The sequence below is a fragment of the Aquabacter albus genome (assembly GCF_040049275.1).
Lineage (GTDB): Bacteria > Pseudomonadota > Alphaproteobacteria > Rhizobiales > Xanthobacteraceae > Aquabacter.
Genome location: NZ_JBDZDT010000001.1, coordinates 551827 through 575174 on the forward strand (window position 1 = coordinate 551827; position 23348 = coordinate 575174).

The 23348-nt window shown below is 66.2% G+C and carries 18 protein-coding genes; 3 read left to right on the plus strand and 15 right to left on the minus strand.

Features of this window, described 5'->3' with window-relative positions:
* Positions 1 to 228 precede the first annotated feature (228 nt).
* The 11 genes from ABLE91_RS02260 to ABLE91_RS02310 form a co-directional block, all read right to left on the minus strand.
* The gene (locus tag ABLE91_RS02260; protein WP_348928017.1) at positions 229 to 1002 is read right to left on the minus strand and encodes a fumarylacetoacetate hydrolase family protein; all 774 of its coding nucleotides are present in this window, start codon (positions 1000 to 1002) and stop codon (positions 229 to 231) included.
* Positions 1003 to 1042: 40 nt separating this feature from the next.
* Positions 1043 to 1243, minus strand: a complete 201-nt coding sequence (locus ABLE91_RS02265; RefSeq protein WP_348928019.1) for a YqaE/Pmp3 family membrane protein — start codon at positions 1241 to 1243, stop codon at positions 1043 to 1045.
* A gap of 202 nt (positions 1244 to 1445) precedes the next feature.
* Positions 1446 to 2696 carry a formyl-CoA transferase gene (frc, locus tag ABLE91_RS02270; protein ID WP_348928021.1) on the minus strand — a complete coding sequence of 417 codons (1251 nt, stop codon included), beginning with the start codon at positions 2694 to 2696 and terminating at the stop codon, positions 1446 to 1448.
* 160 nt (positions 2697 to 2856) lie between these two features.
* Positions 2857 to 3279 carry a PAS domain S-box protein gene (locus ABLE91_RS02275; protein WP_348928023.1) on the minus strand — a complete coding sequence of 141 codons (423 nt, stop codon included), beginning with the start codon at positions 3277 to 3279 and terminating at the stop codon, positions 2857 to 2859.
* Between the two features lie 106 nt (positions 3280 to 3385).
* Positions 3386 to 4663 carry a formyl-CoA transferase gene (gene frc / locus ABLE91_RS02280; RefSeq protein WP_348928024.1) on the minus strand — a complete coding sequence of 426 codons (1278 nt, stop codon included), beginning with the start codon at positions 4661 to 4663 and terminating at the stop codon, positions 3386 to 3388.
* A 126-nt stretch (positions 4664 to 4789) separates the two neighbouring features.
* Positions 4790 to 6529: an oxalyl-CoA decarboxylase gene (gene oxc, locus ABLE91_RS02285; RefSeq protein WP_348928025.1), complete on the minus strand. Its 1740-nt coding sequence runs from the start codon at positions 6527 to 6529 to the stop codon at positions 4790 to 4792.
* 65 nt (positions 6530 to 6594) lie between these two features.
* Entirely contained in the window at positions 6595 to 7230 is a 636-nt protein-coding gene (locus tag ABLE91_RS02290; protein ID WP_348928308.1) for a GntR family transcriptional regulator, read from the minus strand.
* A gap of 309 nt (positions 7231 to 7539) precedes the next feature.
* On the minus strand, positions 7540 to 9054 hold the full coding sequence (locus ABLE91_RS02295; protein ID WP_348928027.1) for a tripartite tricarboxylate transporter permease: 1515 nt from the start codon (positions 9052 to 9054) through the stop codon (positions 7540 to 7542).
* A gap of 145 nt (positions 9055 to 9199) precedes the next feature.
* Complete coding sequence (locus ABLE91_RS02300; protein ID WP_348928028.1) at positions 9200 to 9706, minus strand: tripartite tricarboxylate transporter TctB family protein; 507 nt, start codon at positions 9704 to 9706, stop codon at positions 9200 to 9202.
* A gap of 184 nt (positions 9707 to 9890) precedes the next feature.
* A complete protein-coding gene (locus ABLE91_RS02305) occupies positions 9891 to 10904 on the minus strand; it encodes a Bug family tripartite tricarboxylate transporter substrate binding protein (RefSeq protein WP_348928030.1) in 1014 nt (337 codons plus the stop codon).
* A 575-nt stretch (positions 10905 to 11479) separates the two neighbouring features.
* Positions 11480 to 12325: an IclR family transcriptional regulator gene (locus ABLE91_RS02310; protein ID WP_348928032.1), complete on the minus strand. Its 846-nt coding sequence runs from the start codon at positions 12323 to 12325 to the stop codon at positions 11480 to 11482.
* Between the two features lie 214 nt (positions 12326 to 12539).
* Here ABLE91_RS02310 and ABLE91_RS02315 point away from each other — a divergent pair, with 214 nt between their 5' ends.
* Together ABLE91_RS02315 and ABLE91_RS02320 are read left to right on the plus strand one after the other, a co-directional pair.
* Entirely contained in the window at positions 12540 to 13574 is a 1035-nt protein-coding gene (locus ABLE91_RS02315) for a 2-dehydropantoate 2-reductase (RefSeq protein ID WP_348928033.1), read from the plus strand.
* A gap of 527 nt (positions 13575 to 14101) precedes the next feature.
* Positions 14102 to 14683, plus strand: a complete 582-nt coding sequence (locus ABLE91_RS02320; protein WP_348928035.1) for a YqaA family protein — start codon at positions 14102 to 14104, stop codon at positions 14681 to 14683.
* Here the strand turns inward: ABLE91_RS02320 and ABLE91_RS02325 are convergent.
* A complete protein-coding gene (locus tag ABLE91_RS02325; protein ID WP_348928037.1) occupies positions 14671 to 15444 on the minus strand; it encodes an anti-sigma factor family protein in 774 nt (257 codons plus the stop codon). The two genes, ABLE91_RS02320 and ABLE91_RS02325, sit on opposite strands and share 13 nt — an antisense overlap.
* A complete protein-coding gene (locus ABLE91_RS02330; RefSeq protein ID WP_348928039.1) occupies positions 15434 to 15940 on the minus strand; it encodes a sigma-70 family RNA polymerase sigma factor in 507 nt (168 codons plus the stop codon). Before ABLE91_RS02330 ends, ABLE91_RS02325 begins: the two co-directional genes overlap by 11 nt.
* Before the next feature lie 158 nt (positions 15941 to 16098).
* Here ABLE91_RS02330 and ABLE91_RS02335 point away from each other — a divergent pair, with 158 nt between their 5' ends.
* Entirely contained in the window at positions 16099 to 16644 is a 546-nt protein-coding gene (locus ABLE91_RS02335; RefSeq protein ID WP_348928041.1) for a hypothetical protein, read from the plus strand.
* 192 nt (positions 16645 to 16836) lie between these two features.
* On the opposite strand, the gene ABLE91_RS02340 is transcribed toward ABLE91_RS02335, so the two are convergent.
* Both ABLE91_RS02340 and gltB read right to left on the minus strand, forming a co-directional pair.
* Positions 16837 to 18261 carry a glutamate synthase subunit beta gene (locus ABLE91_RS02340; protein ID WP_348928043.1) on the minus strand — a complete coding sequence of 475 codons (1425 nt, stop codon included), beginning with the start codon at positions 18259 to 18261 and terminating at the stop codon, positions 16837 to 16839.
* A gap of 293 nt (positions 18262 to 18554) precedes the next feature.
* Positions 18555 to 23252 carry a glutamate synthase large subunit gene (gene gltB / locus ABLE91_RS02345; RefSeq protein WP_510181892.1) on the minus strand — a complete coding sequence of 1566 codons (4698 nt, stop codon included), beginning with the start codon at positions 23250 to 23252 and terminating at the stop codon, positions 18555 to 18557.
* Between the last annotated feature and the right edge of the window lie 96 nt (positions 23253 to 23348).

A 23348-nucleotide genomic window follows, 5' to 3' on the forward strand; every position in this document is an offset into this window, starting at 1 on the left:
AGGCAAGGGTAAGGCTTTTTGTCCTGGGCGCATGCAACGACGCATCGCGTCGTGGAATGCGACCCGGGACCCAGCGCAAGGCACCGCCGAAGGCGCTTCACCCCGCCGGCGCCGCCACGCGGCGATGGCGCAAGGCGCTGGTCGCGGGTTGACGGCTTCGCCGAGGTTTTGCGCTGGGTCCCGGCTCTGCGTTCGCGCTCCGCGCTCACTTGGCCAGGACAAAAGCCTTCACTGCACGAACAGGTTCTTCAGCGTCCCGATGCCGTCGATGGAGACCTCCACCTCGTTCACCGCCTCCTTCATGGAACCGACCCCCAGCGAGGTGCCGCAGGCGATGAGGTCGCCGGGATGGAGCGTCATGTCGCGCGAGAGCATGGCCACCAGCTTGTGCGGCGGGAAGATCATGTCGGCAAGCGGATAATTCTGCCGCTCGGCGCCGTTCAGCACCGTGCGCACATGGGCGCTTTGCGGCGGGGCGGCAGTGGTGATGATGGGGCCGAACGGTCCGTAATCATCGAACCCCTTCGCCCGCGCCCATTGCGGGAAGGTGGGGTCCTTGTTGAGGATGTCAGCAGCCGTGATGTCGTTGACGATGGTGTAGCCGAAGATGTGGGCGCCGGCCTCGTCCTCGGAAATGTTCGCGCAGGTCTTGCCGATGACGATGCCCAGTTCGCCCTCATAGACGGTCTTGCCGTCATAGGCCGGCGGGCGGCGCACGGTGGCGCCGGGGGCGGCGGCGGTGGTGGGCGCCTTCAGGAGATAGAGCGGCTCGGCCGGCTCGGCGACGCCGAGCTTGGCGGCAAGGCCATGGAAATTGTTCCAGAGCGCGATGATCTTGGAGGGCTGACACGGCGCCTCCAGCGTGACGTCGGACAGCGCAACCCGCGCGCCGGTCGCGTGCGCGCCATTGAACATGCAGCCCTCGTGGACGGTGATTTCCTCGCCGTCCAGCGTGCCGATGCCGGAAATCTTCTCGCTGGTGAAGCGGACCCAGTTTGCCATGTCATCCTCCCGCGGCAGCGCCGTCGAGAGGACGACCGGCCTACCGCCTGTTCAAGGACTCCAGGAGCTCGCGGTGGCGCCGCTCCTGATTGTCCGAATTGACCACCATGACGGCCCAAATGGCCGCCGGCAGCCAGCCGATCAGCGTGATCTGAAGGATCAGGCACAGGATTCCCTGGAATATGCGGCCTCGAAGCATGAGAGCCAGCCAGGGCAACAGCACCGCAACCGCGTACATCATTCCAACTCTCCCCCGACGGAAGAACGGACATAATGTAGGTTGGCGACACGCAAGTGAAAGGGGCGCACGCGGCTTCAGGGGGGCTTCGCCCGCATCCCGGCCGGACATCTCTGCGGCCCTATGCCCACAAGGAGCGTTTTAGGAAAGGGAACGGCGCAAAGCGCCGTCCCCGATGTTAGCTACACGAGCGTCCGAGCAAAGCTCAGACGGCGCGGGCCGCGTGCAGTTCCTTGATCTGCTCGGCGTCGTAGCCGAGCTGGGCAAGAACCTCGTCCGTGTGCTCGCCGAGCAGCGGCGAACCTGTCACTTCCACCGACATGTCGGAGAACTTGATGGGGCTGCCGACGGTGAGATACTTGCCGCGCTCCTTGTGATCGACCTCAACGATCGTGCCGCTCTCACGCAGCGACGGGTCGTTGGCGATCTCCTTCATGGTGAGCACCGGCGCGCAGGGGATGTCGAACTTGCGCAGGATATCCACCGCCTCGAACTTGGTCTTGTCGGCCAGCCAAGCCTCGATGATCCCGAAGATCTCGAAGATCTTGTCCTGGCGGGCGAGCGCCGTGTTGTAGGCCGGATCGTCGATCCACTCCTCGCGGCCCAGCGCCTTGCAGATGGGCGCCCAGGCATGGCCCTGGATGGTGAAGTAGATATAGGCGTTGGGATCGGTCTCCCAGCCCTTGCACTTCAGCACCCAGCCCGGCTGGCCGCCGCCGCCCGCATTGCCGCCGCGCGGCACCACGTCCGAGAACTCACCGTGGGGATACTGCGGATACTCTTCCAGGTAGCCTACGCGGTCGAGACGCTGCTGGTCGCGCAGCTTCACGCGGCAGAGGTTGATGACCGCATCCTGCATGGACACGGCGACCTTCTGGCCCTTGCCGGTCTTGTTGCGGGCGTGCAGCGCGGTGAGGATGCCGATGGCGAGGTGCATGCCGGTGTTCGAGTCACCGAGCGCCGCAGCCGACACGGTGGGGGGGCCGTCCCAGAAGCCGGTGGTGGAGGCCGCGCCGCCGGCGCACTGCGCCACGTTCTCGTAGACCTTCAGGTCTTCATAATGGTGGCCGTCGGAGAAGCCCTTCACCGAGGCGACGATCATGCCCGGGTTCAGCTCCTTGATGTGCTCCCAGGTGAAGCCCATGCGGTCGAGCGCGCCGGGGCCGAAATTCTCCACGAGAACGTCGCTCTCCTTGATGAGCTTCGTCAGCACTTCCTTGCCCGCCGGGGTCTTGGTGTCCAGCGTCAGGGAGCGCTTGTTGGAGTTCAGCATGGTGAAGTAGAGCGCGTCGGCATTTGAGATGTCGCGCAGCTGCGAGCGGGTCACATCACCCGAGCCGGGGCGCTCCACCTTGATCACGTCCGCGCCGAACCAGGCGAGCAGCTGGGTGCAAGCCGGGCCGGCCTGCACGTGGGTGAAGTCGATAATCTTGATACCGTCCAATGGCTTCGTCATGTCGGTTCCCTTTCGAGCGTCTTAAAGTTGGTCCGGTGGGAGCCTCGGAAGGCCCGTCCCGGACGATTGTCACCCCTTGAGCCGCAGGCGCCCTTTGGGCGAGATGCTGCCTGCCGTCTGGTCTGGGGAGATTCCTGGCGGGCTGCGCAGCCCATCCGCCTCATGCGCCGTGCGTCTCCAGCTCCGAGAGGCGCTTGCGCAAGGCACGCTCCTCGTTCCAGCGTTGGGTTTCGTCGCGGATCACGGCGACGATGGCATCGGGCGCGGTGCCACCGGATTTCAGCAGCGCCACCGTGAAGGCGATGGACATGGCGCGCCCGTCCTTGTGGGTCGCCGGCACGCGCAGGAGCTCAGTGCCGTAGCGGGTCACGCCCGTCTGCATGGTCTCGTGATAGCCATCCCAATGGCGCTTGCGCAGCCGCTCGGGAATGATGATGTCGAGGGACCGTCCGAGGGCCTCTTGCGTGCTGAAGCCGAACATGCGCTCGGCCGCGGCGTTCCACAGCGTGATCGCGCCAGCAGCGTCGGAGACGACCACGGCGTCTCCGATCGCATGGACAAGCTCATCAAAATCAATCGCCATGGGCCTTCTCTAGCTTAGCAAGGGCAGCCGCGTTCTTGTCATCATCCACCGCGCGAAGGCCGGGGCCCGCGCGCGGCGCAGTCTTGTCTTCCGCCGAGCCTGAGGCTCACTCCGCCGCCATGCGCGCCGGCAGGCCGAGGGCGCCGGTGAGCTTGAGGGAGGAGATGCGCGCATCGTCGAAGCCGAGCACGCGGCTAAGGATTTCTTCGGTGTGCTCGCCGAGCAGCGGCGAGCGTTCCACGTCCACGTGATTGTCGGACAGCTTGATGGGGTTGCCCACCGTCACATAAGTGCCCCGCACCGGGTGCTCCACCTCCACCAGCGTGCCGGTGGCATAGAGCGAGCGGTCTTCGGCGATCTCCTTCATGGAGAGGATCGGCCCGCAGGGAATGTCGAACTTGTTGAGGATCTCCATGGCCTCGAACTTGTCGTGGGCCATGGTCCACGCCTCGATGCGCGTGAAGATTTCGTTCAAATGCGGCAGGCGCGCGGCGGCGGTGGCGTAGTTCGGGTCCGTCTTCCAGCCGGGCTCGCCGATGACGTCGCAGATCTTGGCCCAGACCGGGGCCTGGGTGATGAAATAGATGTAGGCGTTGGGATCCTGCTCCCAGCCCTTGCACTTGAGAATCCGGCCCGGCTGGCCGCCACCGCTGTCGTTGCCCGCGCGCGGCACGCTGTCGCCAAAGGGCACGCCCTCGCCGAACTGGCTGTATTCGGTGAGCGGCCCATGGGCGAGGCGCTGCTGATCGCGCATCTTCACGCGGCAGAGGTTCAGCACCGCATCCTGCATGGCGGCGAGCACCTTCTGCCCGCGCCCCGTATGCTCGCGCTGGAACAGAGCGGTGACGATGCCCAGCGCCAGATGCAGGCCCGTGCCGCTGTCACCGATCTGCGCGCCGGTCACGAGCGGCAGGCCGTCGCGGAAGCCGGTGGTGGAGGCGGCGCCGCCCGCGCACTGCGCGACGTTCTCATAGACCTTGCAGTCCTCGAACGGGCCGGCGCCGAAGCCCTTCACGGAGGCGAGGATGAGGCGGGGATTGAGTTCCTGGAGACGCTCCCAGGTAAAGCCCATGCGGTCCAGCGCGCCGGGAGCGAAATTCTCCACCAGCACGTCGCAGACCTTCACCAGCTCCTCCAGCACCTGCTTTCCCTCGACGGTCTTAGTGTCGAGGGTGATGGAGCGCTTGTTGGAGTTCAGCATGGTGAAATAGAGGCTGTCGGCATTGGGCACGTCGCGCAGCTGAGTGCGCGTCACGTCGCCCTCGCCCGGACGCTCCACCTTGATCACGTCCGCGCCGAACCAGGCGAGCAGCTGCGTGCAGGTGGGACCCGACTGGACATGGGTGAAATCCAGAATGCGAACGCCGTCTAAAGCCTTGCCCATAAGAGCCTCTTGTTCCTCTCGGCACGCGCTTGAAGCGACGCTTGTTCTTGTGTCTTGAACCCTCTGGAATGTGCGGACGGGGCCGGAGCCCCGTCCGAAATGGCTGATGCCGGAAAAATGCGCAGATCAGGACTTCTTTTTCACGACGCTCTGCGGATTGAGGTTGCCGATGCGGCCGCTCTCGGTGCCGGCCGCCGGGTCGATCACCGCATTGATGAGGGTCGGCTTGCCGGAATCCATGGCCGCGTCGACGGCGCGCTTCAGTTCGTCGGGGGTCGTCACATTGACGCCCACGCCGCCGAAGGCCTCCATCATCTTGTCGTAGCGGCTATCCTTCACGAACACCGTGGTGCCGGGATCCCGGCCCGTCGGGTCGGTGTCGAGGCCGCGATAGATGCCGTTATTGTTGAAGATGACGATGCAGACCGGCAGGTCGTAGCGGCAGATGGTCTCCACCTCCATGCCGGAGAAGCCGAAGGCGCTGTCACCTTCAACCGCGAGCACCGGCTTGCCGGTCTCCACCGCCGCGCCAACGGCGAAGCCCATGCCGATGCCCATCACGCCCCAGGTGCCCACGTCCAGACGCTTGCGCGGCTGGTACATGTCGATGATGCCGCGGGCGAGGTCGAGGGTGTTGGCGCCCTCGTTCACGAGGATGGCGTCCGGGCGCTCCTTAATGACGGTGCGCAGGGCGCCGAGCGCGCTGTGGAAGTCCATGGGCGCCGAATTCTTCATCAGGCGCGGCGCCATCTTGGCGATGTTGTCTTCCCGCTTCGAATAGACGGTGTTGAGCCAGTCGGCCGAAGGGGCCTGCCAGCTGCCGTCGATGCCCGCGAGGAGGGCGGAGACCACCGAGCCGATATCGCCCACCAGCGGAGCGGCGATCTCGATGTTGGAGTCCATCTCCTTCGGCTCGATGTCGATCTGGATGAACTTCTTCGAGCCGGGCTCACCCCAGGTCTTGCCCTTGCCGTGGGACAGCAGCCAGTTGAGGCGGGCGCCGATGAGCACCACCACGTCCGAATCCTTCAGCACCGTCGAGCGCGCAGCGCCCGCGGACTGGGGATGGGTGTCGGGCAGGAGGCCCTTGGCCATGCTCATGGGCAGGAAGGGGATGCCGCTCTTCTCGACGAGCTGGCGGATCTCATCGTCGGCCTGGGCATAGGCCGCGCCCTTGCCGAGGACGATGAGGGGGCGCTTTGCGCTCTTCAGCAGATCGAGCGCGCGCTTGACGGCGTCGGGGCCGGGGATCTGGGCCGGGGCCGCATCGATGACCTTCACCAGCGACTTGGCGCCGGCTTCCGCATCCATCACCTGCGAGAACAGCTTGGCCGGCAGGTCGAGATAGACGCCGCCGGGACGGCCGGACACGGCCGCGCGGATGGCGCGCGCCACGCCGATGCCGATATCGGCGGCGTGCAGCACGCGGAAGGCCGCCTTGCACAGCGGCTTGGCGATGGCCAACTGGTCCATCTCCTCATAGTCGCCCTGCTGGAGGTCGACGATCTCGCGCTCGGAGGAGCCGGAGATCAGGATCATGGGGAAGCAGTTGGTGGTGGCGTTGGCCAGCGCGGTGAGGCCGTTCAGGAAGCCGGGCGCCGACACGGTCAGGCAGATGCCGGGCTTCTTGGTGAGGAAGCCGGCGATGGCGGCCGCGTTGCCGGCATTCTGCTCGTGGCGGAAGGAGATCACGCGGATGCCTTCGGCCTGCGCCATGCGGCCGAGATCGGTGATCGGAATGCCGGGCACGCCGTAAATGGTTTCGATGCCGTTGAGCTTGAGCGCGTCGATGACGAGATGGAAGCCGTCGGTCAGCTCCTGCTCGTGGGCCACGTTTGCATCAATGCTCTGTGCTAGTGCGGACATCCGCTTTCTCCCGGAAAATCTTTAGCTGTACCGTTTCGGTCGCTTTCCCGTCTTCGCCACGAAGGCTATTCCGGAAAAACCCCGTGCTTCTCGACGTGGGCCGCAAGGCCCATCGTGTGTTCCCGCACCAGACGCTCGGACAGGTCGGAATTGCCGCCTTCCAGCGCGTCGATGATGGCCGTGTGCTCGCGGATGGAGGTCTCGGACCTGTTCTCCTGGCGGATCGACACCGCGCGGATGGCGCGCATGTGAAGGAACAGGTTCTGGGTCATGTCCACGATCAGGTTGCAGCCGCCCATGCGGATGATTGCCTGGTGGAAGGCGATGTTGGCCTGCGAGTATTCGTGCATGTGGGCCGCGAGCGGCTCCTTTTCGAACTCGTCGAACAGGCGGCGCAGGCCCTTGATGTCGGCGCTCGTGGCGCGGGTCGCGGCGAGACGCGCGGCCATGCCTTCGAGCGCGGCCCAGACAGTGATCATCTCGATGATCTGGCGCTTGGTCTTGCGCACCACGAAGATGCCCCGGCGCGGCACGGAGCGCACGAAGCCCTCCTGCTCGAGCACCGTCATGGCTTCGCGGATGGGGGTGCGCGACACGCCGAGATCTTCGGAGAGCTGACGCTCGTCCAGGCGGAATTCGGTGGTGGACCCGTAAATGTCCATCTCGGTGATTGCCCGCTTCAACGCATCGTAAGCCAGCATGCGAAGGCTGGAACTGGCTCCCAGCGGCTCCACATTCAGCTTTGGTGTGTCGGCAACCTGCTGCACGGTGTTCCCTTCCCTATGGCCGGCACCTTCTATCGGGCGCGCGCCGTCGGTGAAATACTGTGTACTGTATGCTAGCGCGCGACGCAATCCCCTCTGAGGGAAAGGCGCAAAGCGCTGCGAATGCTCGTTCCGCGTCTGTCTTGACCTTTGGGCAGGATGTGCCTGCCTCTCCCCCGGAAAACCGCTTCGAGGGAAGCGGCCCGGCGCAATGTGGCGCCGGGCCGTCGTCTTACTTGGCCAGCCTCACTCGGCGGCGGCCGGACGGGCACCGCCCATGAGGCGCTGCTTCAGCATGCTCAGCACCGGCCAGAACAGCATGACCAGCGCCAGGGTGACGATGGAGCCGACCAGGGGGTTCGACCAGAAGATGCCGAGATTGCCCTGGCTGACCAGCATGGCCTGGCGGAAGGAGCTCTCCGCCATGTCGCCCAGCACAAGCGCCAGAACCAGCGGCGCCAGCGGATAGTCCAGCTTCTTGAAGACATAGCCGACGACGCCGAAGATCAACATGACCGCGATGTCGAGAGCCGCATTGTGCACCGTGTAGGCACCCACCGCGCAGATCACCAGGATGATGGGCGCGATGACGCTGAACGGGATGCGCAGGATCGCGGCAAACAGCGGCACGGTGGTGAGCACCACGATCAGGCCGGCGATGTTGCCGAGATAGATGGAGGCGATGAGGCCCCACACGAAGTCCTTCTGCTCCACGAACAGGAGCGGACCCGGCTGGAGACCCCAGATGAGCAGGCCGCCCAGCAGCACCGCAGCGGTGGGCGAGCCGGGGATGCCGAGGGTCAGCATCGGCAGCAGCGCCGAGGTGCCGGCCGCATGGGCCGCCACTTCCGGCATCACGACGCCTTCCAGCTCGCCCTTGCCGAAGTTGTTCCCGTTCTTGGAGAACTTCTTGGCGAGGCCGTAGCTCATGAAGGAGGCCGGGGTGGCGCCGCCGGGGGTGATGCCCATCCAGCAGCCGACCGCCGCAGAGCGGATCATGCCGACCCAGTACTTGGGCAGCTGGGCCCAGGTCTGGAACACCACCTTGGCGTTGATCTTCGCGCTCTTGCCCTTGAAGGCGAGGCCCTCTTCCATGGTGAGGAGGATTTCGCCGACGCCGAACAGGCCGATGACCGCCACCAGGAAGTCGAAGCCGCGCAGCAGCTCCACCGAACCGAAGGTCATGCGCAGCTGGCCGGTCACCGTGTCGATGCCCACCGCCGCGAGCGCGAAGCCCAGCGTCATGGCTGCGAGCACCTTGAAGGGCGATTCTCGGCCCATGCCCACGAAGGAGCAGAAGGTGAGCAGGTAGACTGCGAAGAATTCGGCGGGGCCGAACTGCAGCGCGAACTTGGCGATCATGGGGGCGAGGAAGGTGATGAGCAGCACCGCCACGAAGGCGCCGATGAAGGAGCCGGTGAACGCGCCGGTAAGCGCCTCGCCCGCTTTACCCTTCTGGGCCATGGGGTGCCCGTCGAATGTGGTCGCCACTGACCATGGTTCGCCGGGAATGTTGAACAGCACCGAGGTGATGGCGCCGCCGAACAAGGCCCCCCAATAGATGGAGGAGAGCATGATGATCGCCGAGACCGGCGACATGGAAAAGGTGAGCGGCAGGAGGATCGCGACGCCATTGGCGCCGCCGAGACCCGGCAGCACGCCGATGAGCACGCCCAATGCGATACCAACGAACATGTAGACGATGTTCATTGGATCAGCGAGGACGCTGAAACCTCCGATAAGGGATGTGAGCGCTTCCACTATATTCCTCCCCAGGTCCCCTGCGGTCGTTGCGCGGGGCGGCGGGTGATGTTTTCGGTTGGGGTGCCCCGTTGCACGGGCCGCGGCTGAGCCTGCGGCCGTCCGGGGTCTTTGCCTTGGGGCCGCCCCATCCGGGGCGGCGGGATCAGTAGCCCAGCGCGGCCTCGATCGGTCCCTTGGGCAGCGGCACCAGGAACCAGATCTCGAACATCACGAACAGGACGAGGGGGACGCCAACGGCGACCGGAAGGATGATCTGCAGCTTGTACTTGCCGAGCCACCACATGAAGAAGGCGATGAAGATGATCGACGCCACGTAGATGCCGATGAAGTTGATGGCCACCACATAGACGATGGTGGGCACCAGAACCTTCAGCACCGAGCCGAACTGCTCGCGATCGACGAAATTGGCGAGGTTTGGGGTCTTGGTGACGATGTTCGTCACCAGCGTGCCGGCGCTGGCGATGAACATGATCAGGCCGACGTAGAAGGGAAAGTAGCCGGCCTGCGGACCATCCGAGGCCCAGCGCGCGCCGACGCGCCAGCTATCCACCATCACCAGCACTGCAAGGGCCATGAACAGCAACGCGACGACGACGTCCATGGTGCGGATGGAGACGGTGTGTTCAGACTTATCGGTTTCAGTTGCCATGACTGACGTCCTGTCGAAGAAGACTTGGGCCAAGGAAAGCTTGGGCCAGGAAGCCGCAATATTCGGCCGCAATATTCGGCCGCGATGTTCCCAGAAGGCGGGCGATCATGCCGCCGGCCGTAAAGATCAGCCGGGATAATGATCCCGCCGCGCAGGGCGCACGCCCCGCGCGGCGGGCATCGCATCACTTGGCGATGAAGCCGGCATTCTCCATCAGGGAGCGGTGGCTCTCCGCCGCCTTGCCGAGCCAGGCCTTGTATTCCTCGCCGGTCAGCATGGTGGTGTTGAAGGCGCCCTTCTCCATGAAGTCCTTCCACTCAGCCGTGTCGCGCACCTTCTTGAACAGGTTCACGTAATAGTCGACCTGGTCCTTGGTGACCTTGGGCGCCATGAAGATGCCGCGCAACATCAGGTATTCGATGTCGAGGCCACCTTCCTTGCAGGTGGGGATGTCACCCCAGGACTTGCCGCTGGCCACCGGCTCCTTGTAGGGCAGGCGCGTGGTGTCGAACACGCAGATCGGCTTCAGCTCGCCGGCACGCCACTGCGACACGGCCTCGATGGGGTTGTTGACCGAGGAGGTCACATGCCCGCCCACCAGCTGGGCCGCCACGTCTCCACCGCCCTTGTAAGGGACGTAGATGAACTTCGAGCCGGTCTTCTGCTCGATGGCGGCGGTGATGATCTGGTCTTCCTGCTTGGAGCCAGTGCCACCCATCTTGAACTCGCCGCCCGGCGCCGCGCCCTTGAGCGCGGCGAGGTAGCCCTTCACGTCGTCATAGGGCGCCTTGGCGTTCACCCACAGGACGAACTCGTCGAGCGCCAGCATGGCGACGGGGGTGAGGTCGTCCCACTTGAACGGCACGCCGGTGGCGAGCGGCGTGGTGAACAGGTTCGAGAGGGTGATGACGATCTTGTTGGGATTGCCGGCCGAGCCCTTCATGTCGAGGAAGCCCTCGGCACCGGCGCCGCCGGACTTGTTGATGACCACCAGAGACTGAGTCATCAGATTGTTCTTCTGGATGATGCCCTGAAGCATGCGCGCCATCTGGTCGGCGCCACCGCCCGTGCCCGCGGGGACGATGAATTCCACCGTCTTGGTGGGCTCCCAGGCCAAAGCTGAGAGGGGCGTGAACGCCGCGACGGCGGCGCAGACTGCTGCGAATCGCTTCGCGGACTTGGCAAAAGCCGAATGCATTCTGATTTCCTCCCGGATCGCCCGCCTTCTTCATGAGACGGATTGCGTGACGTAACACATTGAACAAACGATATTATTGCCACTCTGGCTAGGAGCGGATTTGGAAAGAGTATATTGTATGTCACCTCTCCGCAACGGAAATTAGCGATGCTGAATTCAGTGCGCTGAATACATTCATCTGATATTTGAAATACATTATTTCACGAGCATCAGTAACGGCATCCCCTGCGTCACCGTTACGGCATGCCGCAAAGCAACATATGCGCGCAGACCACGGCCGGGGCGCTTTCCTCTTAGGCAGGGAAAGTTGGCATGCTGCGCCGGCGAAGAAGATGCGCCGCACTACGTCTTTCGATCAAAGCTGGGGATACATCCACCTTAGGGCGTACACGACGGCCCCGCGCCCATGAGGCGCCCGCGGGGCCGTGCAGGTGCACCCCACCGGCGCGTGTGAGCGCGCGAGGCGCAGGCCGTGGAGTGACGACCGCCCGCGCCTTGCGTGGCGGCCGGGACCAGCGCTCAGCGCGCCGCATCGCCGGCCTGTGACGAGCTCTCCCCGGGCTGGCGCGCCGGCCTCACCGATACGCCACGAATTCCGGCGGCAGGGTCTCGTCGGCGCCGGAATAAAGCCGCGTCATCTGGTCGGCGGCGGCGACGATGCGGCGGCCCAGACGCTCCACGCGGTCATTGCTCATGCGCACGGAAGGGCCGGACACGGAGACCGCGCCGATGGGCTCTTTCCACTCGTTGAAGATGGGCGCAGCCACGGACCGCATGCCCGCCGTGTGCTCCTCCTCGTCCACTGCATAGCCGCGCTCGGAGATGCGGGCGAGGTCGTCCACCAGCTCGCGCTCGGACCTATGGGTGCGCACGGTGAAGGCCTCGTAGCGGATCTGCGCCAGGCATGCGCCCCGGAAGGCGGGGCTGGCAGAGGCGAGGATGGCCTTGCCGGCAGCGGAGGCGTGCAGCGGCAGGCGCGCGCCAAGGCGGAAGAAGGCGCGCACGGGCGAATGCCCCTCGGCCTGCCCCACCACCACCAGCTCGTTGCCGTCGAACATGGCGAGGTTCACGGTCTCCTCGGTCTCGTGCAGCAGCCGGCGGATCACCGGACGGCCCACGTCCGGCAGCTTGCGGATGCGCAGATAGGCGGCGCCGATGCGGAACAGGCCGAGACCCACGGTCCAGAGCCCGTTCTCCTGGTCGTGATTGACCAGTTGGCGCTTCTGGAGCGTCGCCAGCAGGCGATGCACCGTGGAGGCGGGCAGCTCGGCCTTCTTGGCGATCTCACTGAGGCTCATGCCATCGGCTTCCGCCAGCACGCGCAGGAGCGCGATGGCCCGGTCCAGCGACTGGACCTCGCCGCCATCGACAGCCGAAGCTGGCCGGCCCCGGCGCCGGGGCGCGATGTTCTGGTCCTCCATGGGCCTCCTCCGCCGGCCGCTTTCGGGTGCGGTCCGATGGCGCCCAAATGGCGTGATTTCCCTGCGTTCGGCAAGGTGCGCGCTCACCTGCGGCAATTTTCCATATTACGGAAATATTTCCCACAAATATCCTGAGGCCCAAGACCAAGCACGCGGCACCATAGCCGCTAGCCTGGCATACATTATACGGCATCAACGATACGGGAGGATCGCCATGAAGGTTTGCATCTATGGCGCGGGCGCCATCGGCGGCTATTTGGGCGTTCAGCTGGCCGAGGCCGGCGCGGAAGTCAGCCTTGTGGCCCGTGGCCCGCACCTCGAAGCCATGAAGCAGAACGGCGTGAAGCTGCTGATCGGCGGCGAGGAGCGTGTCGCCAAGGTGCACGCCACGGACGATCCGGCCGAGCTCGGCCCCCAGGACTACGTCTTCATCGCGCTCAAGGCCCATTCGGTGCCGAGCGTGGTGGACCGCATGCGCCCGCTTTTGGGCAACGACACCAGCGTCGTCACCGCCGTGAACGGCGTGCCCTATTGGTATTTCTACAAGCATGGCGGCGCCCTTGAGGGCCGCACGCTGGAGAGCATCGATCCCGGTGGAAAGCAGTGGGACGTGCTGCGCCCCGAGCGCGCCATCGGCTGCATCGTCTATCCCGCCACCGAGGTGGTGGCGCCGGGCGTGATCCAGCACGTCTATGGCGACAAATTCCCCATCGGCGAGCCCTCGGGCGAGAAGACCGAGCGGGTGGAGCGGCTCAGCGAGATCATGGGCAAGGCGAAGCTGCGCGCGCCGGTGCTGACCAACATCCGCGACGAGCTGTGGCTGAAGCTGTGGGGCAATCTCTGCTTCAACCCCATCAGCGCCCTCACACACGCCACCCTCGACGTGATCGCGACGGACCCCGACACCCGCGCCGTGGCCAAGGCCATGATGCAGGAGGCGGAGACGGTCGCCCGCCGGCTCGGCGTCAATTTCCGTGTGGATGTGGAGCGGCGCATCGATGGCGCGGGCGCCGTGGGCGCCCACAAGACCTCCATGCTCCAGGACCTGGAGCGCGACCGCCCCATGGAGATCGACCCGCTGGTGACGGCGGTCCAGGAGATGGGCCGCCTTCTGGAGCAGCCCACGCCGACCCTGGATGTGGTGCTGGCCCTGGTGCGCCAGCGCGCCGCCATGGCGGGGCTCGGCGGGCACCTGTCCACCCCGCCTCTGACGGCGGCGAACCTGCCCGGCGCGGATACCCGGCACTGAGGGGCTGCGCCCCCTGAAGAAACATTATGCCCGGGCCTGGCCCGGGCATTCCGCCGCGAAGGCGCTTCTGACGCTCCCACGAAACGGCCGGGTCAAGCCCGGCCGTTTCGTGGGAGCGTTATGCGTTTAAAGGCGGGAATCCCTCACTCGGCAGCGATGGCAATCGCCGCGCCGGTCGCGGAGACGTCTCCGGTGGAGAGCGCCACACCGGTGAGCGCGTAACCGAGGATGAGGGCGGCGAAGACAGCGATGCGCTTCAGCATGGAACTCTCTTGAACAGACAGGGACATCTGCGCCAGCGCGCAATAAAGGCACGCTGCGCCACAGAGGTTCCCAATTGGTTAAACCGCGCACCTGGATGCTGCTTCGCACCAGGCACCTTTTCGAAGACGGTTAATGCGCGAGCCCGGCCGTATGTTCCACGCGGCTTTGCGCCGCGCCGTCCGCACGTTCGTACCAGCCCTGGACAGATGACGATCCCGCGTCTACTCCCAGCCAGCCTTCCAGCCGCAAAGAACCCCTTTTCCATGCTCCGCAAGCTCTATGACTGGGTGATCGCCTATTCCGCCCGCCCGTCCGCACCCTGGGCGCTGGGCATCGTGTCCTTTGCCGAAAGCTCGGTCTTTCCAATTCCCCCGGACGTGCTCCAGGTGCCCATGACCCTGGCGCGGCCGGACAAGGCCTGGACCTACGCCCTCATCGCCTCGCTCTCCTCGGTGGCGGGCGGCCTCGTGGGCTATGCCATCGGCGCGCTGCTCTATGACAGCGTCGGCCAGTTCCTGATCAATCTTTACGGCTATGGCAGCAAGGTGGAGGCGTTCCGCCACGCTTATGCGCAATACGGCCACTGGGTGATCCTGCTGAAGGGCCTCACGCCCATCCCCTACAAGCTCGTGACCATCACGTCGGGCTTCGCCAATTACAGCCTGTTCTGGTTCGTGGTGCTCTCGCTGATCACGCGCGGCGCCCGCTTCTTCATCCTCGCCGCCTTGCTGCACTATTTCGGGCCGGCGGCGCGGGAATTCATCGAGAAGCGGCTGGGGCTCGTCACCCTCGGCCTGTTCGCCGTGGTGGTGGTTGGGCTGGTCGCGGCGGTCTATTTGTTCTGAGGGGTTCCTGCGGCGGCGTCCGCGAACGCCTTCAGTTCCGGTGCCTCCATGTCCGACACCGACCAGAAGGCGAGCCCGTCACGCCGCCAGCTCACCAAGGTAAAGCCGCGGTCCTGAAGCACGCGGGGCGCGATATCGTCCCCCGCCTCGGCCCAGATGAAGAGATTGATGGTGTGGCGGCGGCGCTTCAGCACGATGGCGGCCACTTCCCGCCCATCCACATAATCGAGCCGGCCGCCCACCAGCTCGAAGCCGGCCTGGATGAGGTTCTCGATGGGCGGCGCGAACGGCAGGTGGCCCGCGAACCAGGGCTTCACCGTGTGGCTGTCGGCGGAGGCGACGTCCACCGGCGTGCCCCCCAGCAGCGACCGCACATGGGCCGCCACCACATCCCGGACCACAAGATCCTCCTCCACCGACCGGCTGAAAGTGCCCCAGGCCCCCAGCGCGCCCAGGGACGCGCCCACCACCCCGCCGCACAGCAGCAGCGCGATGCCTGCCGCCAGCGCCCGGGGCGCGAGCTGGACGCGGGGGGGCCGCGCGACGCTCGCCAGTTCCCCGCCCAGCCGCGCCGCGAACGCCGCTCCTGGCCTGGGCGCCTCCAGCGCGCGCAGGCCGGTGCGAACCTCGCCCCATTGGGCCATCAGCGCGGCGCAGCGCGGGCAGGCGGCGAGATGGCGCTCCACCTCGCGCTGCTCGGGCGCGGCAAGCTCACCGTCGAAATAGGGAGCGAGAAGCTCCCGGAGGTCGTCACAGTTCACGCAGGCGTCCTCCATTCTGTGCGACCGCTTCCACGAGCCGCGCCCGGGCGCGCGCCAGACGCGACATGACCGTGCCGACGGGAGTGCCCGTCACCGCCGCGATCTCCGCATAGCTCAGCTCCTGGAGCTCCCGCAGCACCAGCACCTCCCGATAGATCAGCGGCAGGCGCGCCAGGGCCTCTTCCAGCCGCGTGCGGGCATCGCCCGCCTCCAGGCCTGCGTCCGGAGCATTGAAAGGGGAAGGATCCGAAGCGCCGTCGAGCACGGCGAGGCCGTCCTCGTAGGGCGCCGGTGCGAACCGGCGCGACTGCTCTAACGCCCGGAAGGCGGCATTGCGGACGATGGCGAGGATCCAGCCACGGGCCGAGCCGCCGGCATACTGGTCGAATGCGGCGAACGCTTTCAGATAAGCCTCCTGGACCACATCCTCCGCATCGGCCGCATTGCCCATGAGCCGGCGCGCAAAGGCATAGGCCGCATCGAGATGCGGAAGCATCGCGGTCTCAAATCTCTTCAGGCGTTGATCCACGCGCACCTGCCGACCATGAAGATCGCCCAGGGTGTCATTTTATTCCCGGCGGCATGGGAATAATCGCGCCGCTCCGATGATCCTTTCTCCGCGGGGGTCTGCTCCACCTTCGGGGAGACATGGTCATGCATCTCACATCCAGCCAAACCTGCGCCGCGCTTCTCGGCGCCAGCCTTGCTTTGCTCTTCATGCCGGATCCGGCCTCGGCCCAGTCCGCCTACGCGACCCCCGGCGCGGCGGCGACACTGCCGCCGGCCGTTCCGGGCACCCGGCAATTCTATATCGCCACCGTCCATCTCGACGGCACCACCACGACGAAAGGCGACGACAAGCACCCCGCCGAGGCATTCCCCAACGCGGCGCTGCCCGTCGGCGGCGGCTATGTGCTGACGAAGCCGGACGAGAGCGGCAAATGGAACATGCGGGCCTTCCTGTTCTCACCGGCGCAGGTAACGGTGATGGAAGGCGACAGAGTGGTGCTCAATTTCATCGGCGTGCAGGGCCCGTCCCACCGCATCCTGGTGGAAGGGGCGGACGAGCCGGTGATTCTGACGCGCGGGGAGGTCGAGCGCGTGGAATTCGTCGCCCGGAATCCGGGGATCATCCGCTTCGTCTCGCTGGACCGCCTGCCCTCCATGCAGGGGGAGGTGGTGGTTCTGGCGAAGAAGTAGGCAGGCAAAACGGAGCGCCGTTGTCCTGGAGATACCCGGCCCCTTGGGCACCGTCATGCCCGGGCTTGACCCGGGCATCTCCCATCGCCTGCCTGCTTCAGCAAGAAGATCCCCGGATCAAGTCCGGGGATGACGGTCGGTTTGCTTCACAGGCCGCGCGTAGTTCGGCGGAGGCGTCGCCACCCAACCCCGTCACCGCGGCAGCGTGGTCTCGCCCATCAGCGCCTTGTCGATGGCGTGAGCCGCCTGGCGGCCCTCGCGGATGGCCCACACCACCAGGGACTGGCCGCGCCGCATGTCGCCGGCCGCATAAAGGCGCGGCGTCGAGGTGAGGTATTGCTCCTCGTCGGCCTGCACGTTGCCACGCTTATCCAGCGCGACGCCGCTCTGCTCCACCATGCCGTCATGGAGCGGATGGGCGAAGCCGATGGCGAGGAAGACGAGGTCGGCGCGCAGCACGAACTCGGTGCCGGGAATGGGCTGGCGCTTGGCGTCCACGCGGGCGCACTTCACGCCGGTGACGCGGCCGTTGCGGCCCTCAATGCCGAGCGTCGCGCAGGCGAACTCGCGCTCGGCGCCCTCGGCCTGGGAGGAAGAGGTGCGGAACTTGGTGGGCCAGTACGGCCACACCGCCAGCTTGTCCTCCTTCATGGGCGGCACTGCGCGGATGTCGAGCTGGGTCACCGAGAGCGCGCCCTGGCGGAACGCGGTGCCGACGCAGTCGGACGCGGTATCGCCGCCGCCCACCACCACCACGTGCCGGCCTCCGGAAAGGATGGGCATCTCGCGGTTCGTGTCCTCACCGCCCTCCCGGCGGTTCTGCTGGACGAGATAGGGCATGGCGAAGTGCACGCCCTCGAATTCCTGGCCCGGCAGGCGCGGATCGCGCGGGGCCTCGGCGCCGCCGGCGAGCAGCACGGCGTCGTAGGTGTCGAGAAGCTCCTGGATGGGCTTCGTGACGCCCACATTCACGCCGTAATGGAAGGTGACGCCCTCGGCCTCCATCTGGGAGACGCGCCGGTCGATGTGGCGCTTCTCCATCTTGAAGTCGGGGATGCCATAGCGCAGCAGGCCGCCGGCCTTGGGCTCGCGCTCGAACACGTGCACGTCATGGCCGGCGCGGGCGAGCTGCTGGGCCGCCGCCATGCCGGCGGGGCCGGAGCCCACCACCGCCACGGAGCGACCGGTGCGGACCGCGGGCAGCTCGGGCTTGATCCAGCCGTTCTTCCACGCCTTGTCGGCGATGGCCTGCTCCACCGTCTTGATGGTGACGGGCATGTCTTCCAGGTTCAGCGTGCAGGCTTCCTCGCAGGGGGCGGGGCAGATGCGGCCGGTGAATTCGGGGAAGTTGTTGGTGGAATGGAGGTTGCGCGCGGCCTCCTCCCAGTCGCCCTGATAGACGAGGTCGTTCCAGTCGGGGATCTGGTTGTGCACCGGGCAGCCGGTAGGGCCGTGGCAGAAGGGGATGCCGCAATCCATGCACCGGGCGGCCTGGTTGGCCACCTCGGTGTCGGGCAGAGGCAGGGTGAATTCGCGGAAATGGCGAATCCGATCGGAGGCGGGCTGATACTTCTGCTCCCGCCGGTCGATCTCCATGAACCCGGTGACCTTACCCATAACCACCCCTCCGGGAGCCGCGTCGCACATCGGGCGCCGATTAGCTCCATTACAAGAATTGTTCCAGCTTGAGGACTCGCTTTTGTGCCGTGCAATGCCGCACGGCGCGGCGGGTCGGTTCAAAGCGCTCGAAAGCCCTCTCCCGCTTGCGGGGGAGGGTTGGGAGGGGGCGCCGCGCAGCGGCGAACGTCGCCCCGGGGAGATCACGCCGAGCTTCCTCGCTTCGCTCGGCCCCTCCCCGGCCCTCCCCCGCAAGCGGGAGAGGGAGCTTGGGCCGCGCTGGCGGAGACGCCCTACTCCGCCGCCTGAAGCCCGCGCAGTTTCTCCATCTCGCGCAGCGCGCGGCGGTATTCCACCGGCATCACCTTGACGAACTTGCCGCGATAATCGGCCCAATTGTCGAGGATTTTCTGCGCCCGGCCCGAGCCGGTATAATGAAGATGCTTGGCGATGAGCTGGTGCAGGCGCTCCTCGTCGTGGCGGGACATGTCGCCCTGCACGTCGATGCGGCCCTTGAACTCCAGATCGCCGCCATGGTGGTGGAGGCGCTCCAGCAGGTCCTCTTCCTCTTCCACGGGCTCGATATCGACCATGGAGAGGTTGCAGCGCTTGGCGAAGCTCTTGTCCTCGTCCAGCACATAAGCGACGCCGCCCGACATGCCGGCCGCAAAATTGCGCCCGGTCTGCCCGATCACGACCACGATGCCGCCGGTCATGTACTCGCAGCCATGGTCGCCGGTGCCTTCGACAACGGCGATTGCCCCCGAATTGCGCACGGCGAAACGCTCGCCCGCAATGCCGCGGAAGTAGCATTCGCCTTCCGTCGCCCCATACATCACCGTGTTGCCGACGATGATGGAGTCCTCCGGCACGATGGCGCTGTGGGCCGGCGGCCGGACGATGATGCGCCCGCCCGAGAGGCCCTTGCCCACATAATCGTTGGCCTCGCCCACGAGGTTCAGCGTGACGCCGGTGGCGAGGAAGGCGCCGAACGCCTGGCCCGCCGTGCCGGTGAGGTGCACCTCGATGGTGTCGTCCGGCAGCCCCGCGCCGCCATAGCGCTTGGCAACCTGCCCCGAGAGCATGGCGCCCGCGGAACGGTCCACGGAGCGGATGGGGCTTTCGATGACCACCTTCTCGCCGTTCTCAAGCGCCGGCATGGCCTTCTCGATGAGGGTGCGGTCGAGCACCTTCTCGATGGGGTGGTGCTGCCGCTCGGTGTTGCGCACGGCGACTTCCGGCGGCACCTCGGGCTTGGCGAACATGCGCGAGAAATCGAGGCCCTTCGCCTTCCAGTGGGCGATGGCCTGCTCCTGGTCGAGGAGTTCGGACCGGCCGATCAATTCATTGAAGGTGCGGAAGCCCAGCGCCGCCATCATCTCCCGCACCTCTTCGGCGACGAAGAAGAAATAGTTGATGACGTGCTCGGGCGTGCCCTTGAAGCGCTTGCGCAGCACCGGGTCCTGGGTGGCGACGCCAACCGGGCAGGTGTTGAGATGGCACTTGCGCATCATGATGCAGCCGGCGGCGATGAGCGGCGCCGTGGAGAAGCCGAACTCGTCGGCCCCCAGAAGCGCGCCGATGATCACGTCCCGGCCGGTGCGCAGGCCGCCATCCACCTGGAGGGCGATGCGCCCGCGCAGGCGGTTGGCCACCAGGGTCTGCTGGGTCTCGGCGAGGCCCATCTCCCAGGGCGAGCCGGCGTGCTTCAGCGAGGTGAGCGGAGAGGCGCCCGTGCCGCCCTCGAAGCCGGAGATGGTGATGTGGTCGGCGCGCGCCTTGGCGACGCCGGCCGCCACCGTGCCCACCCCGACCTCGGAGACGAGCTTCACCGACACGTCCGCGTCGGGATTCACGTTCTTCAGGTCATAGATGAGCTGCGCCAGATCCTCGATGGAATAGATGTCGTGGTGCGGCGGCGGGGAGATGAGGCCGACGCCGGGCATGGAGTGGCGCACCTTGGCGATCACCGCATCCACCTTGTGGCCCGGCAATTGCCCGCCCTCGCCGGGCTTGGCGCCCTGCGCGACCTTGATCTGCATCACGTCGGAATTGACGAGATATTCCGCCGTCACGCCGAAGCGGCCGGAGGCCACCTGCTTGATGGCCGAGCGCATGCTGTCGCCGTTGGCCATGGGCTTGAAGCGCTCGGGCTCCTCGCCGCCCTCGCCGGTGTTCGACTTGCCGCCGATCCGGTTCATGGCGATGGCGAGCGTGGTGTGCGCTTCCCGCGAGATGGAGCCGAACGACATGGCGCCGGTGGAGAAGCGCTTCACGATCTCGGACGCCGGCTCCACTTCGGAGATGTCCACGGGCGCGTTGCCAAACTCGCCGGCCTCGCGGATGCGGAACAAAGAGCGGACGTTGAGCAGGTTTTCCTGCGCGTCCATCATCTTGGAGAATTCGCGGTAGCGGTCCTGCGCATTGCCGCGCACCGCATGCTGGAGCAGGGACACGCTGTCCGGCGTCCAGGCATGGGCCTCGCCGCGGATGCGGTAGGCATATTCACCGCCCACATCCAGCGCGAGCCGGTAGACCGGCGCGTCGGAAAAGGCGAGCTTGTGCCGCCGCACGGTCTCCTCGGCGATCTCGGCGAGGCCGATGCCCTCGATGGTGGTGGCGGTGCCGAAGAAATACTTGTTCACCAGCTCCGAGGAGAGGCCCACCGCGTCGAAGATCTGCGCGCCACAATAGGACTGGTAGGTGGAGATGCCCATCTTGGACATCACCTTCAGCAAGCCTTTGTCGATGGACTTGATGTAGCGCTTGACGATCTCGTAGTCGTCCACCTCCTCCGGGATCTCGTCGCGCATGCCCACAAGGGTCTCGAAGGCGAGATAGGGGTTGATGGCTTCCGCGCCATAGCCGGCAAGGCACGCGAAATGGTGGATCTCGCGGGCTTCGCCGGTCTCCACCACGAGGCCCACCGAAGTGCGCAGCCCCTTGCGGATCAGATGATGATGCACGGCGGCGGTGGCCAGCAGCGCCGGGATCGGGATGCGGTCCGGCCCGGTCATGCGGTCGGAGAGGATGATGATGTTGTAGCCGCCATGGACCGCCGCCTCGGCGCGCTCGCACAGGCGCTCGACGGCGCCCTCCATGCCGGCGGCGCCCTTGTCGGACGTGTAGGTGATGTCGAGCGTGCGGGTGTCGAAACGCTCCTCCATGAAGCCGATGGAGCGGATCTTCTCCAGATCCTCATTGGTGAGGATGGGCTGGCGCACTTCGAGCCGCTTGCGGCGGGCATTGCCTTCGAGATCGAAGATGTTGGGCCGCGGGCCGATGAACGAAACGAGGCTCATGACCAGTTCCTCGCGGATCGGGTCGATGGGCGGGTTCGTCACCTGGGCGAAGTTCTGCTTGAAATAGGTGTAGAGCAGCTTCGACTTGTCGGAGAGCACCGAGACCGGCGTGTCCGTGCCCATGGAGCCCACCGCCTCCTGGCCGGTGACGGCCATGGGGGGCAGAAGCAGCTTGATGTCTTCCTGGGTGTAGCCGAACGCCTGCTGGCGATCGAGGAGGGCCACGTCGGTGCGCACCTCGCGCGCCTCCACGGGGCGCAACTCCTCCAGCACCAGCTGGGTGTGCGCCAGCCATTCCTTGTAAGGGTGCGCGCGGGCGAGCGAGGTCTTCACCTCCTCGTCGGGCACGAGGCGGCCTTCCACGAGGTCCACCAGCAGCATCTTGCCGGGCTGGAGGCGCCACTTGGTGACGATCTTCTCCTCGGGGAGCGTCAGAACGCCCATCTCGGAGGCGAGCACGATGGTGTCGTCGCTGGTCACCATGTAGCGGGCGGGGCGCAGGCCGTTGCGGTCGAGGGTCGCGACGATCTGGCGCCCGTCGGTGGCGACGATGGCGGCCGGGCCGTCCCACGGCTCCATAAGGGCGGCGTGGTATTCGTAGAAGGCGCGCCGCTCCTCATCCATGAGCGGATTGCCCGCCCAGGCCTCGGGAACCAGCATCATGGCCGCGTGGGACAGCGAGTAGCCGCCCTGGGTCAGGAATTCGAGCGCATTGTCGAAGCAGGCGGTGTCCGACTGGCCTTCATAGGAGATGGGCCAGAGCTTGGAGATGTCGGCGCCGAACAGCTCCGAATCCACCGAGGCCTGCCGCGCCGCCATCCAGTTGACGTTGCCGCGCAGGGTGTTGATCTCGCCATTGTGCGCCACCATGCGATAGGGGTGCGCCAGCGGCCAGGCGGGGAAAGTGTTGGTGGAGAAGCGCTGGTGCACGAGGGCGAGCGCGCTCTCGAAGTCCGGATCGCTGAGATCAGGGTAATAGGCGCCCAGCTGGTCCGCCAGGAACATGCCCTTATAGACCAGGGTGCGGCAGGACAGGGACACCGGGTAATAGCCGGCGGTGCGCGGGTCCTTCGCGTCATAGATGGCGTTGGAGATCACCTTGCGCAGCACGAACAGGCGGCGCTCGAACGCATCCTCCTCGCACGACGTGTCGCCACAGCCGATGAAGATCTGCACGTGGTCGGGCTCGGTGGGCAGCACGCTCTCGCCGAGCGAGGAATTGTCGGTCGGCACCTCGCGCCAGCCGATGAGGACGAGGCCCTCCTCGGCCACCACCCGCTCATAGGCGGCGCGGATGATCTCCTTGCCCCCCGCATCGCGCGGCAGGAAGATGTGGCCCACCGCATAATGGCCGGGCTCCGGCAGGGTGAAGCCGAGGCCCGACGCCTCCTTGGCGAAGAAGCGGTGGGGGATCTGCACCAGCATGCCCGCGCCGTCGCCCGCGCGCGGGTCCGCACCCACGGCGCCGCGATGCTCCAGGTTGAGCAGGATCTGGATGCCGTCCTCGATGATCTTGTGGGACTTGCGGCCCTTGATGTCGGCGATGAAGCCGACGCCGCAGGCGTCACGCTCCTGGGCCGGGTCGAACAGGCCCGAGGCCGGCGGACGGCCGAAGATGGGCGCGGTTTTGGCGGCGGTGGCCCCGGCCACGTTGCGCGCGCTCACCTTGTCCATGCGATCCGTCGACATCGCTTCGCCCTTTCATCTCGCCGGGCTCACGCCCGAAATCCTTGCAAACTCTCGCCCCAAAAGCGGGGGCAGCAGGCACGCAAAAGCGCGCATCCG